This window comes from Streptomyces sp. SDr-06 (genome assembly GCF_003324565.1).
Taxonomy (GTDB): Bacteria; Actinomycetota; Actinomycetes; order Streptomycetales; family Streptomycetaceae; genus Streptomyces.
In genome coordinates this window covers 493,576-510,664 of record NZ_QOLA01000003.1, presented here as the reverse complement: position 1 = coordinate 510,664, position 17,089 = coordinate 493,576, and the positions used below count along the sequence as shown (strand labels likewise).

Below are 17,089 nucleotides of genomic sequence, written 5' to 3'. Positions count from 1 at the left end.
ACCGGGCGGGCTCCGGTGTGCGCGGGCGCGGGCCCGGCCGGCGGGACCTTCGGGTCGGGCAGTCCGGTCTGGATGAGCTTGGCGTCGCCGCCCGCGGCGGGCGGGGGCCGCGTCGGCACTCACCCTCAAACCTTCGGCGTTCGCGCACTCCACCGCGTGGTCCTCCGCCCTTCGCGACCGCGGATCCGCCCTCGGGCACCCGGCGGCGGACGCGTCGAGGACGAGGGCGCCGAGGCCACCGGCATATCCATCGACGCACCGGCGGACACTTCCGTGCGCTCCCCTGACGCCATTCCCACGGGCGCCGCCCTGGGGGACGATCCGGCCTCCAAGACACGCTCCGCCCGTACCGCCTCATTTGGCGCTCCCGCCGTCCGCATCCGGCGGGGCTGACGAAAGGATCCCTTCATGTCCGGATCGCGTATCACCTTCCTCGACGGGCAAAGTGGCCAGCCGCAGGCGCTGGAGCGCGTGATCGAGCATGTGCGGAAGCAGCTCGAGGGCCCGGCCCTCGACCGGCTGCGCGCGGCCCGGCGTCCGCTGCTGGCCGGGATCGGCGCGTCCTACGCGGCGCTCGCCGCACCGGTCGAGGTGCTCCGCGGCCATGGCGTACCGGCCCAGCGGGTGCTTGCCAGCGAGATCGAGGACGGGCTGCGCGGCTTCGACACCGATCTGCTGATCGGGGTGTCGCAGGGCGGCCGCAGTTCGGAGACGATCGCGGCGTTCAGGGCGGCGCGGGACGTGCCCACCCTCGCCGTCCTCAATGTCACCGCCTCCCCGTTGGGCGCCCTCGCCGACCTGACCGTGGACCTGGGCAACGAGCCCGACTCGTACGCCTCGACCGTCGGCTTCACCGCCGCGGTCGCGGCCCTGGACCTGGTCGCCGGGGCCGTGGCGGGCCGCGCGGAGGACCCGTGGGACGGGGTCGCCGCGCACACGGAGGCCGTGCGGGCCCGCGCGGCCGACGTGATCGCCGCGCTGCGCTTGCGCGCGGCGAGGTGTGTGGCCGCCGACTGCGTGGCCTCCGGCGCCTCCCGGGTGAGTGCCGAGGAGGCGGCGCTGCTGCTGCGCGAGGTGCCCCGCATGCCGGCCGCGGCCTCGGTCACCCGCAACTATCTGCACGGCGCGATGGAGTCGGCGGGCAACACGCTGCACCTCGTCTTCGGCGACGGCCGCGAGGTCGAACTGGCCCGGTCGCTGTCCTCGGCGGGTCATCTGACCCTGCTGATCACCACGCAGGACGTCGACCCGGCCGAGAACCTCGGGGTCGTACGCCTTCCCGGGAGCGCTCCCAGCGCGCGGGTCGTCCTGGAGACGGTCGTGGTGCAGGAACTGGTGGCCGCGCTCAGCGACGAACGGGGCGTGCCCATCGAGTCGTTCGTGTTCGCCAACGACGACACCAAGGAGGGCGGCGTCGACGCCGCGGACTTCGAGCTCGCCTCGCCGGTCGGCGCCGTCTGAGCGGGGGCGCGGCTACTTCTCCTTGGCGGCGCGGCTCGGCTGGACCCGCTTGGGCTCCCCCGGCATCTTGGGGTAGTCCGGCGGGTACGGCATGTCGCCCAGTCTGTGGTCGTGTTCGTCGCGCTCGGCGAGTTCGAGCAGCGGCTCGAGGCCGAAGGCGTGCTCGTCCATGTCCGCGTGCAGATCGCCGAGTTCGGCGTAGCGCGCGGGCATGGTCTTGAGGTCGAAGTCCTCGGGGCGTACGTCGTCGAGCTCGCCCCAGCGCAGCGGCGCCGAGACCGGAGCGTGCGGCTTGGGGCGCACCGAGTAGGCGGAGGCGATGGTGCGGTCGCGGGCCGTCTGGTTGTAGTCCACGAAGATACGCTCGCCGCGCTCCTCCTTCCACCAGGCGGTGGTCACCCTCCCCGCCATGCGCCGCTCCAGCTCGCGGCCGAGCGCGATGGCCGAGCGGCGCACCTCGGTGAAGGTCCAGCGGGGCTCGATGGGCACGAAGACGTGGATGCCCCGGCCGCCCGACGTCTTGGGCCAGCCGGTGATCCCCAACTCGCCGAGCAGCGCCCGGAGTTCATGGGCCACCGGCACCGCGTCGTCGAAGCCGGTGCCGGGCTGGGGGTCCAGGTCGATGCGGAGTTCGTCGGGGTGGTCGGTGGCCTCGCGCCGCACCGGCCAGGGGTGGAAGGTGAGGCAGCCGAGCTGGGCGGCCCACAGGACGGCGGCGGGCTCGGTGGGGCAGATCTCGTCGGCGTGGCGGCCGCTGGGGAAGGCGATGCGGGCGGTCGGAATCCAGTCGGGGAGGTTCTTGGGGGCCCGTTTCTGGAAGAACGACTCGCCGTCCACACCGTCGGGGTAGCGCTCCAGGGTGGTGGGGCGGTCGCGCAGGGCGCGGGTGATGCCGTCGGCGACGGCGAGGTAGTACCGGGCCACGTCCAGCTTGGTGTAGCCGGACTCCGGAAAGTACACCTTGTCCGGATTGGAGAGCCGGACGGTCCGTCCGCCGGCCTCCAGCTCGATCGCCTCGCCCTTGCCCATGCAGGCCACGGTAGGCGGAGGGCACCAATGCCGCATATCGGTGAGAATCGGTTGTATGGATCTCCCGGTGATGCCTCCCGTGAAGCCGATGCTCGCCAAGTCCGTGGCGAGCATTCCGCCCGGGATGCAGTACGAGGCGAAGTGGGACGGGTTCCGGGCGATCGTGCACCGCGACGGCGACGACATCGTCATCGGCAGCCGCAACGGCAAGCCCCTGACCCGCTACTTCCCCGAGCTGGCCCTGGCGCTCGCGGGCCGGCTGCCCGAGCGGTGCGTCGTGGACGGCGAGATCGTCATCGCGCACGAGGGCCGCCTCGACTTCGACCGGCTCAGCGAACGCATCCATCCGGCCGCGTCCCGGGTGAAGCTGCTCGCCGAACAGACCCCGGCGAGCTTCATCGCCTTCGACCTGCTGGCCCTCGATGACACCTCCCTGCTTGACACCCCGCTGGCCGAACGGCGCTCCCTCCTGGCCGAGGCCCTGAGAGCGGTTTCACCGCCCGTGCACCTCGCGCCCGCCACCACCGACATCGAGGTGGCCCGCCGATGGTTCGAGCAGTACGAGGGAGCCGGGCTCGACGGGGTCGTCGCCAAGCCCCTCGACCTCCCCTACCGGCCGGACGCCCGCCTCATGTACAAGATCAAACACGAGCGTACGGCGGACGTGGTGGTGGCCGGATACCGCCACCACAAGAGCGGCCCGGTGGTCGGCTCGCTCCTGCTCGGCCTGTACGACGCCGAGGGAGCGCTCCAGCACGTCGGGGTGTGCGCGGCCTTCCCGATGAAGCGCCGGGCACAGCTGATCGACGAGCTCGCGCCGCTCCTGGTGAGCGACCCGGTCGCCGAGGGCCATCCGTGGGCCGCCTGGGCCGAGGAGGCCGCGCATGAGAGCGCCCGGCTGCCGGGCGCGACCAGTCGCTGGACCGGCAAGAAGGACCTCTCGTGGCTTGCGGTGCGCCCCGAGCGGGTGGTCGAGGTGGCGTACGACCACATGGAGGGCGACCGGTTCCGGCACACCGCGCAGTTCCGCCGCTGGCGCCCGGACCGCGCCCCCTCCAGCTGCACCTACGCCCAGCTGGAGGAGCCGGTCCGCTACGACCTGGCGGAGGTGCTGTCGTCAGGAGGTGGCTGAGGGCGACGGCGAGGGGCAGCCGGGGGCGGGCGGTGTGCCGGTGGGCGCCGGGGTGGCCGGCGCGGACGGCGATCCGGTGGGGCAGCCCGGCACCCCCGGGCTGCCCGACGGCGAGGGTCCGGGGCTCGCGCTCCCCGAGGGCGAGGGGGACGGTCCCGGCCCGCCGGACGAGGACGGCGAGGGCGAGGACCCCGGCGGCGGCGCCGACGGGCTGTCTCCGGGCAGCCCCGGCACCGAGGCCGAGGGCCGCGTGCCCGGCTGGGGGCCGATGACGATGCCGCCGCCCCGCTTGCGCCCCTGGTCGGCGTCGATCTGCTGGGCGCTGCCCGCACCGGGGGTGGTGGGCAGGACGCCCTTCCCGTCGGGTACGGCGTGGGTGCCGCGCCGGTAGAACTCCAGCCACGACAGGACCGTCCGCAGATAGTCGGCGGAGTGGTTGTAGCTCAGCACCGCGCGGTCCAGGTCGGCCGGAACCGCCAGGTCCCGGTAGTCCGCGCACAGATACATCCCGGCGGCGAGCGCCGCGTCGAAGACGTTGTCGGGGTCCTTCACCCCGTCGCCGTTGCCGTCCTGGGCCCACGTCACCCAGGTGGACGGAATGAACTGCAGGGGCCCGACCGCACGGTCGTAGCGGGTGTCCCCGTCCAGCGTGCCGTGGTCGGTGTCGGCGATGGCTGCGTACCCCGCTCCGTTGAGTACCGGGCCGAGGATCGGTGTGAGGGTCGTGCCGTGCCGGTCGACCCGGCCGCCGCCCGCGTGACCCGACTCCACCTTGCCCAGGGCGGCGAGTAGCTGCCAGGGAAGATGGCAGCGGGGCCGGGTGAGCCGCAGCTTCGCCTCGGCCCGCTGGTAGGCGGCGAGCACGGTGGCCGGGATGCCCTCCTGCGTCCACACCGGATCGATCGCCCCCACGACGGGCGGGGCGTTCGGCGGTGCCGGGGAGACGAGCGGCGGAAGCTCGGTATGGTACGAGCCGTCCGCCGGGGGCTCGTCGCGCACGGCCGCCAAGGGCCCGGCCTCGGGCGCGTCTCGGTGCGGGGACACGGCGCGCAGAAGGCCGGGGGCCTGTGAGGCGGAGAGCGCGGCCATCGCGACGGCCGCGACCGCCGTACCGGCGAGCCCGCGCCGTACCCGCTTCCAGCCCGGCAGCGAGGGCCGCATCAGCCGCGTCCCCGGGTGGCGCCGGAGCGCTCTCACGATCCCTGCCCGAAGGTGTCGATGCCGGAGATCCGCCAGGTGGAACCGCTCCCCCGCACCACGTCGACGGCGAACATCGCGGCGGCGTACGACGTTTCGGGCTTCTTGCCGGAGGTCCGCGTGCTGCTCTGGTCGGCGTAGACCAGGACCCGGGCGCGCGAGCCGTCGATCATCTCCACCCCGCTGTCGGTCACGGTGGTCGTCAGGACCAGCTTCTGGTCCTTGGCCTGGGACCGCACCGTCGCCAGCATGTCGCGGTGCTGCTGAACCGCTGTGCCGGTCAGGAGGGTTGAGGCCGCCTTGTCGGCGGGGGCGGGGTCCGCGTAGTTGTACGAGAACAGCGCCGCGACGGCCTTGGCGGTCTGCCCCTTGACCTCGCTGGTACGCGCCGGGTCGGTGAGGGCGGCGTTCCGCGCGGCCGGATCGGAGCGGAGCGCATCGGCACGGGTGACGGCGAGCGCGGCGAAGGCGCCCAGCAGGACGATGAGTACGCACAGGACGACGGGCGCCCGGACCGAGCGGCGCAGGACACGGAAGGCTTCCCTGGCGGACGACCCCGCGGAGCCCCCGAGACGTGGGCGCGCCGGACTCGCCGGTGGCGCCACGGCGTCCGAACCCGCTCTCAACTTGAGCGGCCTGGCCTCGGAGCCGGTTTTCCCCTTCGACGGCCTGCCCTCCGAACCGGACTTCGGCTGGGGCGAGTTGGCCGCTCGCCTGCCTCGTTCCGGCGGCGCCTGGGTGGCTGGGCGCGCGGCACCCGCGTGCGCCAGTCGGCGCCTGCGGTTCACCAGGTGACGGGTCGTCGACATGGGCGGACTCCTGTCCGGGTTCGGTGGGGTGTCAGTTGGCCGCGCTATTGCCGACCGGCGCCTGGCCGAGCGCGCTGAGCTTCCAGCCGGCGGGCGTACGGGTCAGTTCGCCGAGCATGCGGCTGTCCTTGGCGGCGGACTGCTGCTTCGGCGCGGTCACCGTGATCCGCAGCGCCACCATCACCCGGGCGCGACCCGCCCGGTCGTCGAGCTCAGTGACGGCGCCGTCGAGCACCTTGGCGGTGGTCACCGTCTGCGCCTGCCGCACCTGTTTCTCGAACTCGCCACGCCCGTCGGCCAGTTGCTGGCGCAGGTCACCGGTCGTGGAGTCCTGCCACAGGTCGAGGCCGTGGGCCAGGTCCTTGTGGTCGAGCGTGGAGAGGTTCTGCACGGCCTGCTCTCCGGCCGCGAGGACCCTGTCGCGCGAGGTGGCGTACGCGACGGAGTCGTCGTGCGCCGCGCCGTACCAGGACCAGCCCGCCCACACCGCCACGCCGCCCGCCAGCAGGGTGAGCACCATCGCGGCGACGAGCAGGGGCTGGGTCGTCATGCGTGCCATGTTCTTCGTGATCCCTCTCGCAGGGCCCGGCGGCTGCGGGCGCGCCCTAACGGGCTCGGATGTCGGTGATCTGCCAGTGCCCGTCGGTGAGTTGGGCCGTGACAGCGAGCTGGGCGGCGGCGCTGGTGGCGGGCTGCGTGTCGCGCCGGGCCCGCTGGTCGAGGAATACGAGCAGCTCGGCCCGGTCACCGGTCAGCCGGGTGACCCCGGCGCGTACCACGTGGGTGGTGAGGCTGAGCTTCTGCTCGGCGACCCGTTGTTTCAACGCGCCGAAGAGCGCGGCGTATTGACCGGCTGCGCGCCCGCCGAGCAGTTCGCGTGCCGCGTCCTCGGTGGCACGCGTGTCCTGCGGCTCGTACGAGAACACCTTGCCGAGCGTGTTGCTGACGTCGCCGACGACGCGGGTGGTGGCGGCGGAGTCACTGAGCGCGTGATTGCGCGCGGCCGCCGTGGTGGTCAACTGGCGTGCCTGATACAGCAGTCCGGCCCCGGCGAGGAGGAGGACCAGGACGCAGGCGAGGAGTACAGCGCGGCGCGGGCGACGGCTGGGGGGAGCCGCTTCGGGCGCGTCGGGGTGCTGCTCGCCGGGCGTTGTACCGACGGTTTCCTCGTCGTCCGTCGCGCCGTCGCTCCCAGGGGCCGCGTCCTGGGCGGGCTCCGGCTCGGATGCCGGTTTCAGATCGGCTGTGCTCACGCTGCTTCTCCCTTCGGTCCGGGGTCAGGGTGCGGTGACCGGGACCGCGCCGAGTGCCTTCACCTTCCAGCCGGACGCGGTGCGTTCGAGGGCCGCCTCGAACCGTTTGCGGTCGGTGGTGGTGGCGCCGCCCGCCGGGGTGAGCTGCACCTGCACCGTCGCGATGAGCTTGGCCGTACCGGAGCGGTCGTCGAGTTCGGTGACGGCGGCGTCCGTGACGCTGCCGCGCGCCGACGTCGTCGGTTTGCCCGCGCCCGTCCGGCGGAGCTCGTCGTGGAGGGGGCCGGTCGACGCGTCGAGCCAGCTGCGCAGGGCCGCGTCCGGGTGCGCGGCGTCCAGGGTGGAGAGCGCGGCGATCCGACTGCGGCCCGCCGTCAGCGCGGCGTCGCGCGCGGCGGCGTACGCGAGCGTGGAGTCGTTGCGCGCCGCGAGGTACGTCCATCCCGCGCACGCGCAGAAGGCGGCCGAGGCGGTGAGGGCCACCGCCACGAGGCTGCGGCGGAGCCGGGGGCCGCCAGAGAGCGCGATCACGGGCGTACGTCCTTTCCGGTGGCGGGGGTCAGGCCGAGCAGCCCGGCCAGGTCCGACGGTCCGGCGTCGGGCAGCGCGGGCAGGGACAGGGCGCCCGGCAGCGCCGAGGGCGGGGCCGCGGGCGCGGCGGACGGGGCAGGCGGCAGGGCGCCCGGCTGGGCCGGTGCGGGCAGGGGGCCGCCGGTCGGCGCGTGCGCCGAGCCGCGCACGTCCCGACCGCTGCTCGCGGGCGCGGCACATCTCGCCTTGGTGTTGAGGGTCGGCGTGTCGAGGGTGTCGAGGCCGTTGCGGTAGACCGTGCCGCCGTACCCGTCGGTGCACGGCAGCGGCGCGAAGAACGTGACCGCCATGCCCAGGTTGGCGCCCTTCGCGTCGATGGCGGTGGCCCCGGCGGCCGCCAACGGCGGTAGTTTCACCAGGAGTTCCTTGATGCCGCGCTGCCGGGTGACGGCGATGTCGGCCGTGGTGAGCAGGTTGGCGAGCACCACGCTGATCTGCGGGTTCAGGTCCCTGAGCAGCCCGCTGAGCTGCCCCGCGGCATCCGGCGCGGCGGCGATCAGCCGGCGCAGATCGGCGTCCGAGCCCTTCAGGGTGGCGGCCAGGCGCTGCGCCCCGGAGGCGAAGGTCTCGATGGCGTGGCCCTCCTCGGCCTGGGTGGTGAGGACGGTCTGTCCGTCGGCGAGCAGGGTGGTCGTGCTCGGCAGCGCCTTGTCGGCCGCCTTCACGAAGTCGGTGCCGTTGTCGAGGAGCACCTGGAGGTCCTTGCCGCGCCCTTCGAAGGCCTTGCCGAACTCGTCGACGACGGTGCGAAGCGAGTCCAGCGGCACGGATGCGGCAAGGTCGTTGACGCTGGTGAGCACGGTGGTGACGGGCGCCGGGGTGCGTGTGTCGCTCTGCTGGATCTCGCCGCCGTCGCCCAGGTAGGGCGCCCCGGCGGAGGTGGGCCGAAGGTCGATGTACTGCTCGCCCACGGCGGACAGGTTGGCCACGACCGCTTGCAGGGCGGTGGGGATGGGCGGGGCCGCGTTGTCGATGTGGAGCTCGGCGACGACCCCGTCGTCGGTGAGCCCGATGGGTCCGACACGGCCCACCGACACGCCCCGGTAGGTGACGTTGGAGTGGGTGAACAGGCCACCGGTCTCGGCGAGATGGACCTTCACGGTGTAGTAGTCGCGGATGCCGACGTAGTGGCCGACGTCCGCGTACCGGAACCCGGTGTACCCGAGGACGAGCACCCCGATCACGAGGAACGCCAGGTTCTTGAGTCTGGTCGCCGTCGTCAGCATCAGTGCACCCCTCCGGTGCCGCCGACCGGCGGCAGTCCGAGCGGCGCCTGCCGCGTCGTGGGCACCCGCGCCGCGGGGGGTGTGGTGAGCGGCGGGATGACCTGGGTGCCGGGGGCGGCCGTCACGTCGAGGTAGACGTTGAGGTAGTCGCCCTTGATGCCGCGCAGCACCTCGTCGGTGAACGGATAGGTGACCAGGACCTGGAGGGAGTCGGGCAGGTCCTTGCCGGAGTCGGCCAGCGCCTTGAGGGTCGGTGCGATCGCTTGTAGATCGGCCACCATGTCGTCCTTGCTCTTGTTGATCGTCGAGACGGCGACCGTGGAGAGGGTGTCGAGCGACCTGAGCATCGTGAGCAGTGAACCCCGTTGGTCCTCAAGGACTTTGAGGCCGGGGGAGAGCCCGGTGAGGACCGTGCCGACCTGCTGTTTGCGGGTGGCGAGGGTGGCCGAGAGCCGGTTGACCCCGTCGAGCGCGTCGGTGATGTCGCCGCGGTGGCCGTCCAGGTCGGTGACCAGGGTGTTGACGCGCTGGAGCATGGAGCGGACCTCGGGCTCGCGACCGCCGATCGCTTTGTTGAGCTCGGTCGTGATCGTTTTGAGCTGGTTGACGCCGCCGCCGTTGAGCAGCATGGAGAGCGCTCCCAGCACCTCCTCGACCTCGGGGTTGCGGTTGGTCCGCGCGATCGGGATCGCGGCGCCGGGGCCCAGGCGGCCCTGGGCCGTCTCCTTGTTCTCCTTGGCCGGCGCGGACAGCTGGACGAACTTCTCGCCCAGGAGGCTGGACTGTTCCAGCTGGGCGTACGCGTTGGCGGGCAGCTTCACATCTCCCCTGATCCGCATGGTGACCTGGGCGGACCAGCCGTCGGGGGCGAGGGCCACCTTGGTGACGCGGCCGACGGCGACGTCGTTGACCTTCACCGCGGCCTGCGGAACCAGGCTCAGGACATCGGCGAAGTCGGCGGTGATGTCGTACGGGTGGCTGCCGAGGTCGGCGCCGCCGGGCAGGGGAAGCTGGTCGATCCCGGAGAAGGACGGCATCGAGCAGCTGCCGAGGGTGAGGGCCAGGGCGAGGACGGCCGCGGCCCCGGCGCCCGCCGCGGCCCCGGCCCGCCGGGTGAGGCGCGCCTTCATCCGCGGCCTCCGTTCGTGGCAGCGGGATCCCCGGACGGCCCGGTCGCGTCAATCGCGCCGTCGGCCGCCGTCCCGTACACGGTTCCGACGGGGGGCAGGGGGAGCGCGGGGAGCGCTCTCAGCCGGGCTTGCGGCACCGGTACGAGACCCGCGCCGCCCGCCACGGCGGGGTTGAGGGGGGTCACGATGTCGCCGCCCATGCTGATCTCGTTGATGTTGGCGCGGCCGTCGAGGGTGCGGTGCGCCGGGTCGTAGGCGTTGAGCGTGTTCCCGGCGGCCAGGGGCGCGGTGTCCAGGGCCTCGGCGAGGGAGGCCCGCTGGTTGACGAGGATCTGGGTGAGCGGGGCGAGCTTGTCGACTTCGGCCTTGAGGCCGGCGCGGTTGTCCCGGATGAAGGTCTTGACGTTGCCGAGCGCGGTGCCGAGTTCCTTCAGCGCGCCCGCGAGGTTGTCCTTGTTGTCGGCGAAGAACGAGGTCACGTCGGCGAGTTTGTTCTGTGCGTCGCGTACCGCGCCGTCCTTGTTCTTCAGCAGGGTGGTGAAGGTCTGGAGGTAGGAGAGCGTGGTGAAGAGGTGCGCGCTGCTGCCGTCCAGGGTCTTGGCCGCCTTGCCGAACTGTTCGATGGAGTCGCCGATCGCGGCGCCGTTGCCGCCCAGGTTCTTGGCGCCGGTGTCCAGGAGCCCTGAGAGCGCTCCCGTCGCGTTCACTCCGCCGGGGCCCAGGGACTTGCTGAGTTCGGTGAGGGAGGCGTAGAGCTGGTCCACTTCCACCGGGGTGGCGTTGCGGGAGGCGGGCAGTTCGGCCCGGTCGGCGATCTCGGGGCCCCCGGTGTAGGCCGGGGCGAGCTGGACGTAGCGGTCCGCGACGACGCTGGGCGAGACGACGGCGGCCCGCGCGTCCTTGGGCACCCGTACGCCCCGGTCCAGCGTCACCACCACTTTGACGTGCTGCCCCTGGGGCGTCACCGAGTCGACCTCGCCGACCTTGACGCCGAGGATCCGCAGGTCCGAGCCGGGGTAGATGCCGACGGCGTGGTCGAAGTAGGCGGTGATGCGCTTGCCCCCGGAGTCGGCGAGGACGCGCAGCGCTCCGACGACCGTGGCGGCGATCACCGCGAGGGCCAGGACGATCGTGAGAGCGCGTCGCCGGCTCATGGGTAGCCTCCGTTCTTCGGCGGCATGCAGCCGGTCCGCGGCAGCGACTTGGCCGGCAGATAGTTCCTGGGGACGAGTCCGCACAGGTAGTTGTCGAACCAGCGGCCGCTTCCGAGGGTGTTGCCGATGAGCCGGTAGTAGGGCCCGGCCAGGGCCAGCGTGCGGTCGAGGCCCTGCTGGTTCTTGACCAGGACATCGGTGACGCGCCCCAACGCGGTCAGGGTGGGCTTCAGTTGGGCGGAGTTGTCCTTGACGAGACCGGTGAGCTGGGTGCCGAGTGCGCGGGTTCCGGTGAGGAGGGCCTGGATGGCGTCGCGGCGCTGCTTGAGCTCGCCGAGCAGCAGTCCGCCGTCGTCGATGAGGGTCTCGAAGCTGCTCTTCTTGCCGGCGAGCGTCTTCGTCAACTGCTCGCTCCCCTTGAGGAGTTGGGCCAGCTGGGCATCGCGCTCGGAGACCGTTTTCGACAGGGCCGCCAGACCGGACACCGCCGTACGGACGTCGGGGGGCGAGTCCTTGAAGGTGTCGGAGATCGTCTCGAAGCTCTTGGCGAGCCGGGAGGTGTCGATCGCGCCGACCGTGTTGCTGAGTCCTTCGAAGGCCTGGGTGACGTCGTACGGCGAGGTCGTGCGGGCCAGCGGGATGCGGCTGTCCGGGTCCTGCTCGCCGGTGCCGAGCGGGTCGATGGCCACGTACTTCTCGCCGAGCAGGGTCTTGATGGCGATGGCGGCGGTCGAGGCGTCGCCGATCCAGGCGTGCTTCACCTTGAAGGTGACCTTCACCTTGGCTCCGTCGAGCGAGACCCCGCTGACCTCGCCGACCTTGACCCCGGCGATCCTCACCTCGTCGCCGTCGCGCAGCCCGGCGGATTCGGAGAAATCGGCGCTGTAGGTCGTGCCGCCGCCGATGAGCGGCAGGGAGTCCGCGTGGTAGGCGGCGATGCCCACCAGGGCCAGGACCAGCAGCCCCACCAGGCTGACGGCGACCGGGTTGCGTTCCTTCATCGGCTTGAGGCGGGGGCGCCCGAGGGCGGGGCGCGGCAGGTGCGGGGCCCGCAAGCGGCGCGGCAGCGGAAGCCTCATCCTTGGCACCTCGATTCGCTGACCGGGATTCCGGTGGGCGGCGCGCTGCCGTCCTCGGTCTTCACGCCGGCCACCTTGGCCTCGCAGAGGTAGAGGTTGAGCCAGGACCCGTAGGACGCGGTCCGGGTGAGGGCCCGCATCTTGTCGGGGGTTCTGCGCAGGAAGTTCTCGACCTGGGGAGCGCTCTCAGCGAGGTGCGAGGACAGCCGCCCGAGCTGTTTGATGTCCTCCTTCAGCGGCGCCCTGCCGTCCTGGAAGAGCCCGGCGGTGACCGTGGTGAGATCGCCCATCGCGGCGACGGCCTCGCCGAGCGGCTTGCGGTCGCCCGCGAACCCGGAGACCAGTCGCTGGAGCGTGACCACCAGGTCGTTGAAGCCCGCCTCGCGGTCGTTGACGGTGGTCAGGACGGTGTTCAGGTTCGAGATCACCTCGCCGATGACCTTGTCCTTGGCCGCGACGGTCGTGGTCAGCGAACCGATGTGCCGCAACAGGCTGTCCACCGTGCCGCCCTCGCCCTGGAGGACCTGCACGATGGAGCCCGCCAGCTGGTTGACGTCCTTGGGCGAGAGCCCTTCGAACAGGGGCTGGAAGCCGTTGAACAGCTGGGTGAGGTCGAGGGCGGGGGTCGTGCGCTCCAGCGGGATGGTCGCGCCGGGCGCCAGGGTCGCGCCGGGCGCGCCGGCGCCCCGGCCCAGTTCGACGTAGCGCTGGCCGACCATGTTGAGGTACTTGATCGAGGCGGTGGCGGTGCCCGGCAGGGACCGGCCCCGCTGCACGGAGAACGTGACCTGGGCCAGCCGCCGGTCGACGACCTCCACGCTGTCCACCTGGCCGACCTTCACCCCGGCGATGCGGACGCTGTCGCCCTCGATCAGGCCGGTGGTGTCGGTGAAGCGCGCCCGGTACGTCTGGGTGTCCCCGACTCCGGTGTTGGCGATGGACAGGGCGAGCACGGTGGTCGCGAGCGCCGTCACCAGGACGAAGACCAGTGATTTGACGAGGGGTCCCGCGATGCTGCGGCGCTTCACTTGATGGTCACCTCCGTCCCTCTCAGGGCGGGCCCGACGAGCAGGCTGCTCCAGTCCGGCAGGGACTGCGGTGTCTGCTTCATGCCGGGCGCGAGCAGTTCGTTCACCAGCTGGTTCTCCTGCGGCGAGTTCGCCAGCCCGAGCCCGGCGCCGGAGGTCGCCGCGGTGTTCGTGAGAGCGCTCTCGGCGGGGAGCGGGGCGCCCAGATAGGGCACCGGGTAGCAGTGCGGTCCCCCGCCCGCCGTATAGGCGGGGGTGTCGCGCCCGGCTTCGTACCTGCCGAGGGAGGGCACGGCCTTGACGGTGACGTGGAGTCCGGGCTGCCCGGAGCCCTTGCCGAGCGCCTTGTCCATCGCGGGCACGAACCCCGCCAGCGTGCGCAGGGTGCAGGGGAAGGACGAGGAGTACCGGGCGAGGAGCTCCAGGGTGGGACGGCTCACCTCGCTCAGCCGGATGATGTTGTCCTTGTTCTGCTGGAAGAAGGCCGTCAGATCCTGGGCGGTCTTCGTCGTCTGCCCGTAGACGCCCAGGAGTTGGGTCTGCTGGTCGACGACGGTGCCGGTGGTGGTCGTGGCGTCCGTGAGCGCTCTCAGGATGTCGGGGGCCGCGTCGCTGTAGGTCCGGGAGACCTTGACGAGCTGTTTCAGGTCGGCGTTGAGGGTGGGCAGGTCCGGGTTGAACTTCTTCAGGTGGGCGTCCAGGGTGACGAAGGTGTCGCCGAGCTGGGTGCCCCGGCCGCGCAGCGCCTGGGCGACGGCGGAGAGCGTGGCCGAGAGCTTGTCGGGCTTGACCGCGGAGAGCAGGGGCAGCACGTGGTCGAGGACCTGCTCCAGCTCGATGGCGTCGTGGGACCGGTCCTGCGGGATGGTCGCATCGGCCGAGAGCGCTCTCGTGGACGGGTTCGGCGGCGGGACGAGTGCCACGAACCGTTCGCCGAACAGCGTGGTCGGTAGCATCTGCGCCCGCACATCGGCAGGGATGTGGCGCAGCCGGCCCGGCTGGAGGGCGAGGGTCAGCTTCGCCCCCGCGCCGTCCGCGCTGATGGTGCGGACCTCGCCGACGACGACCCCGCGCAGCTTCACCTCGGCGCCCGGATGCATCTCGTGGCCGACGCTGCCCGTTTCGACGGTGATGGTGTCCGAGGGGGTGAAGTCCTTGTCGTACACGGCGATCGAGAGCCACACGAGCAGCGCCGGGACCAGCAGGAAGACGACTCCGGCGAGCCTGCGGCGCAGGGCCTGCGGGTTCATCCGGCCACCTTCACGGTGGTGGTGGCACCCCAGAGGGCAAGGGAGAGGAAGAAGTCCGTGACGGCGATCAGGACGATCGCGTTGCGCACCGAGCGCCCCACGGCGACGCCGACTCCGGCCGGTCCGCCGGTGGCCCGGAAGCCGTAGTAGCAGTGGGCCAGGATCACCATCACGCTGAAGATGAGCACCTTGAGCACCGACAACAGCACGTCGGTCGGGGAGAGGAAGAGGTTGAAGTAGTGGTCGAAGGTGCCGCGTGACTGGCCTTTGAAGACGACCGTGGTCAGCCGGGACGCGAAGTACGAGCTGAGCAGCCCGATCGCGTACAGCGGGATGATCGCGACGACCCCGGCGATGATCCGGGTGGTGACGAGGTACGGGAGGCTGCGCACGCCCATGCCTTCGAGGGCGTCGACCTCCTCGTTGATGCGCATCGCGCCCAGCTGGGCGGTGAAGCCCGCGCCCACGGTGGCGGACAGGGCGAGCCCGGCGACCAGGGGGGCGATCTCGCGGGTGTTGAAGTAGGCGGAGACGAAGCCGGTGAAGGCGGCGGTGCCGATCTGGTTGAGGGCGGCGTACCCCTGGAGCCCGACCACCGTGCCGGTGAACAGGGTCATGGCGATCATCACGCCGATGGTGCCGCCGATGACTCCGAGGCCGCCGCTGCCGAACGCGACCTCGGCCAGCAGCCGCTGCACCTCCTTGAGGTAGCGCCGCAGGGTGCGGGGTATCCACAGCAACGCCTTGACGTAGAAGGTGAGTTGGTCGCCGGAGCGGTCCAGGAGGCTGAGGAGGGCCATCGGTCAGCCGCCCTTCGGGGGGACGATCTGGAGGTAGATCCCGGTGAGGACCATGTTCACGAAGAAGAGCAGCAGGAAGGTGATGACAACGGACTGGTTGACCGCGTCGCCGACGCCCTTGGGGCCGCCTCGGGGGTGGAGTCCGCGGTAGGCGGCCACGATCCCCGCGATGAACCCGAAGATCAGCGCCTTGATCTCGCTGACGTACAGGTCGGGGAGCTGGGCGAGGGCGGAGAAGCTGGAGAGGTAGGCGCCCGGGGTGCCGCCCTGCATGATGACGTTGAAGAAGTAGCCGCCGAGGGTGCCCACGACGGAGACCATGCCGTTGAGCAGGGCGGCGACGAACATGGTCGCCAACACCCTTGGCACGACGAGCCGTTGGACGGGCGAGACGCCCATGACCTCCATCGCGTCGAGTTCTTCGCGGATGGTGCGGGAGCCGAGGTCGGCGCAGATGGCGGAGCCGCCGGCGCCCGCGATGAGCAGAGCCACGATGAGCGGGCTCGCCTGCTGGATGACCGCGAGGACGCTGGCCCCGCCGGTGAAGGACTGGGCGCCGAGCTGCTGGGTGAGCGAGCCGACCTGGAGCGCGATCACGGCGCCGAACGGGATGGAGACGAGGGCCGCGGGCAGGATGGTGACGCTGGCGATGAACCAGAACTGCTCGATGAACTCCCGCAGTTGGAAGGGGCGGTGGAAGACCGCCCGGGTGACCGCGGCGGCGAGCGCGAAGAGCTGCCCGGTCTGGCGGAAGGCGCCGAGGCCGGGGAGCGGGCGGCGCGGCGGCCGGGCAGGAGGGGGTGTCGGGGGGCGCGGGCTTCTCTCCGCCTCCATCGTCACGGCGCCGCCTCCCGGGCCGGCGCCATGCCCCTCTCGATGGCCCGGCGGGCGGCGGGCGGCAGCTGGTCGAGCATGTCCATCACCCGCAGCTTGCGGCGCAGCACCGCCTGGCGGGCGGGCAGACCCGGCGAAGGCTCCAGCTGCGGCGGGATCCTGCGCGGCGAACTGGCTCCGCTCTGGGGCGAGTTGAGCTGCTCCAGGGCGAGGGAGGCGGCGTCCTTCTCCTCGGACATGCCGATGGGACCCTCCCGGCGCCCGCTGAGGAACTGTGCGACGACGGGCTCCTCGCTGGTCAGGAGTACCTCGCGGGGGCCGAAGGTGACGAGGTTGCGGCGGAAGAGCATGCCCATGTTGTCGGGTACGGTCGCCGCGATGTCGAGGTTGTGGGTGACGATTAGCATCGTCGCGTCGATCTGCGCGTTCAGGTCGATCAGGAGCTGCGAGATGAAGGCGGTGCGGACCGGGTCGAGGCCCGAGTCGGGCTCGTCGCACAGGATGATCTGGGGGTCGAGCACCAGCGCGCGGGCGAGCCCGGCGCGCTTGCGCATGCCGCCGGAGATCTCCCCGGGCAGCTTCTCCTCGGCGCCGAGGAGTCCCACCATGTCCACCCGCTCCATGACGATGCGGCGGATCTCCGATTCCTTCTTGCGGGTGTGCTCGCGCAGCGGGAAGGCGATGTTGTCGAAAAGGGACATCGAGCCGAAGAGCGCGCCGTCCTGGAACATGAGACCGAAGAGTTTCCGGGTCTCGTAGATGTCCCGTTCGGGACTGTTCACCATGTCGACGCCGTTGATGAGAACCCGGCCCTTCTCCGGTTTGAGCAGCCCGATGAGCGACTTGAGGAAGACGGTCTTTCCGGTGCCGGAGGGCCCCAGCATGACGCTGACCTCTCCGGCGGGCAGAGTGAGGGTGACGTCCTGCCAGATGTTCTGCTTGCCGAAGGACTTGGTCAGGCCTTCGACCACGACTTCGATTCCCATCTCACCTCCAGCAGGCTCGTACGTGGTGACGCGAGGGCACCGAGGGGCGCACGGTAAGTCGCTCCGTACCGCCGAAACAAGATCCCGGACAGCCACATCGGTGAAATCCCTTTTCCTTGTCACGCGTTGA

17 protein-coding genes are annotated in these 17,089 nt (G+C 71.6%); 2 read left to right on the top strand and 15 right to left on the bottom strand.

The window, feature by feature from the left end; translation table 11 throughout:
* The first annotated feature begins 408 nt into the window (after positions 1–408).
* Positions 409–1,461: an SIS domain-containing protein gene (locus DT019_RS10640; protein ID WP_114036458.1), complete on the top strand. Its 1,053-nt coding sequence runs from the start codon at positions 409–411 to the stop codon at positions 1,459–1,461.
* Between the two features lie 12 nt (positions 1,462–1,473).
* Here the strand turns inward: DT019_RS10640 and ligD are convergent, their stop codons facing one another.
* On the bottom strand, positions 1,474–2,490 hold the full coding sequence (gene ligD, locus DT019_RS10635; protein ID WP_114036557.1) for a non-homologous end-joining DNA ligase: 1,017 nt from the start codon (positions 2,488–2,490) through the stop codon (positions 1,474–1,476).
* Between the two features lie 55 nt (positions 2,491–2,545).
* On the opposite strand from ligD, the gene DT019_RS10630 reads away from it, so the two are divergent.
* Positions 2,546–3,622: an ATP-dependent DNA ligase gene (locus tag DT019_RS10630; RefSeq protein WP_114036457.1), complete on the top strand. Its 1,077-nt coding sequence runs from the start codon at positions 2,546–2,548 to the stop codon at positions 3,620–3,622.
* On the opposite strand, the gene DT019_RS10625 is transcribed toward DT019_RS10630, so the two are convergent.
* The 14 genes from DT019_RS10625 to DT019_RS10560 all read right to left on the bottom strand — a co-directional run bounded on the left by DT019_RS10625 (position 3,608) and on the right by DT019_RS10560 (position 16,959).
* Positions 3,608–4,783: a lytic transglycosylase domain-containing protein gene (locus tag DT019_RS10625; protein WP_114036456.1), complete on the bottom strand. Its 1,176-nt coding sequence runs from the start codon at positions 4,781–4,783 to the stop codon at positions 3,608–3,610. The genes DT019_RS10630 and DT019_RS10625 overlap by 15 nt on opposite strands.
* Before the next feature lie 32 nt (positions 4,784–4,815).
* Complete coding sequence (locus DT019_RS10620) at positions 4,816–5,628, bottom strand: hypothetical protein (protein WP_114036455.1); 813 nt, start codon at positions 5,626–5,628, stop codon at positions 4,816–4,818.
* Between the two features lie 31 nt (positions 5,629–5,659).
* Positions 5,660–6,187 (bottom strand): nuclear transport factor 2 family protein, encoded by a 528-nt coding sequence (locus DT019_RS10615; protein ID WP_114036454.1) that lies wholly within the window; start codon positions 6,185–6,187, stop codon positions 5,660–5,662.
* Between the two features lie 46 nt (positions 6,188–6,233).
* Positions 6,234–6,881, bottom strand: coding sequence for a hypothetical protein (locus DT019_RS10610; RefSeq protein WP_114036453.1), 648 nt, complete (start codon positions 6,879–6,881; stop codon positions 6,234–6,236).
* Positions 6,882–6,905: 24 nt separating this feature from the next.
* Positions 6,906–7,412 (bottom strand): hypothetical protein, encoded by a 507-nt coding sequence (locus DT019_RS10605; protein WP_411292697.1) that lies wholly within the window; start codon positions 7,410–7,412, stop codon positions 6,906–6,908.
* Positions 7,409–8,698 carry an MCE family protein gene (locus DT019_RS10600; protein WP_114036452.1) on the bottom strand — a complete coding sequence of 430 codons (1,290 nt, stop codon included), beginning with the start codon at positions 8,696–8,698 and terminating at the stop codon, positions 7,409–7,411. The genes DT019_RS10605 and DT019_RS10600 overlap by 4 nt, the downstream gene beginning before the upstream one ends.
* On the bottom strand, positions 8,698–9,828 hold the full coding sequence (locus DT019_RS10595; RefSeq protein WP_114036451.1) for an MCE family protein: 1,131 nt from the start codon (positions 9,826–9,828) through the stop codon (positions 8,698–8,700). Before DT019_RS10595 ends, DT019_RS10600 begins: the two co-directional genes overlap by 1 nt.
* Positions 9,825–10,982, bottom strand: a complete 1,158-nt coding sequence (locus DT019_RS10590; protein WP_114036450.1) for an MCE family protein — start codon at positions 10,980–10,982, stop codon at positions 9,825–9,827. Before DT019_RS10590 ends, DT019_RS10595 begins: the two co-directional genes overlap by 4 nt.
* Positions 10,979–11,983 carry an MCE family protein gene (locus tag DT019_RS10585; protein ID WP_223279405.1) on the bottom strand — a complete coding sequence of 335 codons (1,005 nt, stop codon included), beginning with the start codon at positions 11,981–11,983 and terminating at the stop codon, positions 10,979–10,981. Before DT019_RS10585 ends, DT019_RS10590 begins: the two co-directional genes overlap by 4 nt.
* Positions 11,984–12,057: 74 nt before the next feature.
* Entirely contained in the window at positions 12,058–13,089 is a 1,032-nt protein-coding gene (locus DT019_RS10580; protein WP_114036448.1) for an MCE family protein, read from the bottom strand.
* Positions 13,086–14,339: an MCE family protein gene (locus DT019_RS10575; protein WP_114036447.1), complete on the bottom strand. Its 1,254-nt coding sequence runs from the start codon at positions 14,337–14,339 to the stop codon at positions 13,086–13,088. The genes DT019_RS10580 and DT019_RS10575 overlap by 4 nt, the downstream gene beginning before the upstream one ends.
* The gene (locus DT019_RS10570; RefSeq protein ID WP_114036446.1) at positions 14,336–15,139 is read right to left on the bottom strand and encodes an MlaE family ABC transporter permease; all 804 of its coding nucleotides are present in this window, start codon (positions 15,137–15,139) and stop codon (positions 14,336–14,338) included. Before DT019_RS10570 ends, DT019_RS10575 begins: the two co-directional genes overlap by 4 nt.
* 3 nt (positions 15,140–15,142) lie before the next feature.
* Complete coding sequence (locus DT019_RS10565; RefSeq protein WP_223279393.1) at positions 15,143–15,973, bottom strand: MlaE family ABC transporter permease; 831 nt, start codon at positions 15,971–15,973, stop codon at positions 15,143–15,145.
* Positions 15,974–15,975: 2 nt separating this feature from the next.
* On the bottom strand, positions 15,976–16,959 hold the full coding sequence (locus tag DT019_RS10560) for an ABC transporter ATP-binding protein (protein ID WP_114036445.1): 984 nt from the start codon (positions 16,957–16,959) through the stop codon (positions 15,976–15,978).
* Positions 16,960–17,089 lie beyond the last annotated feature (130 nt).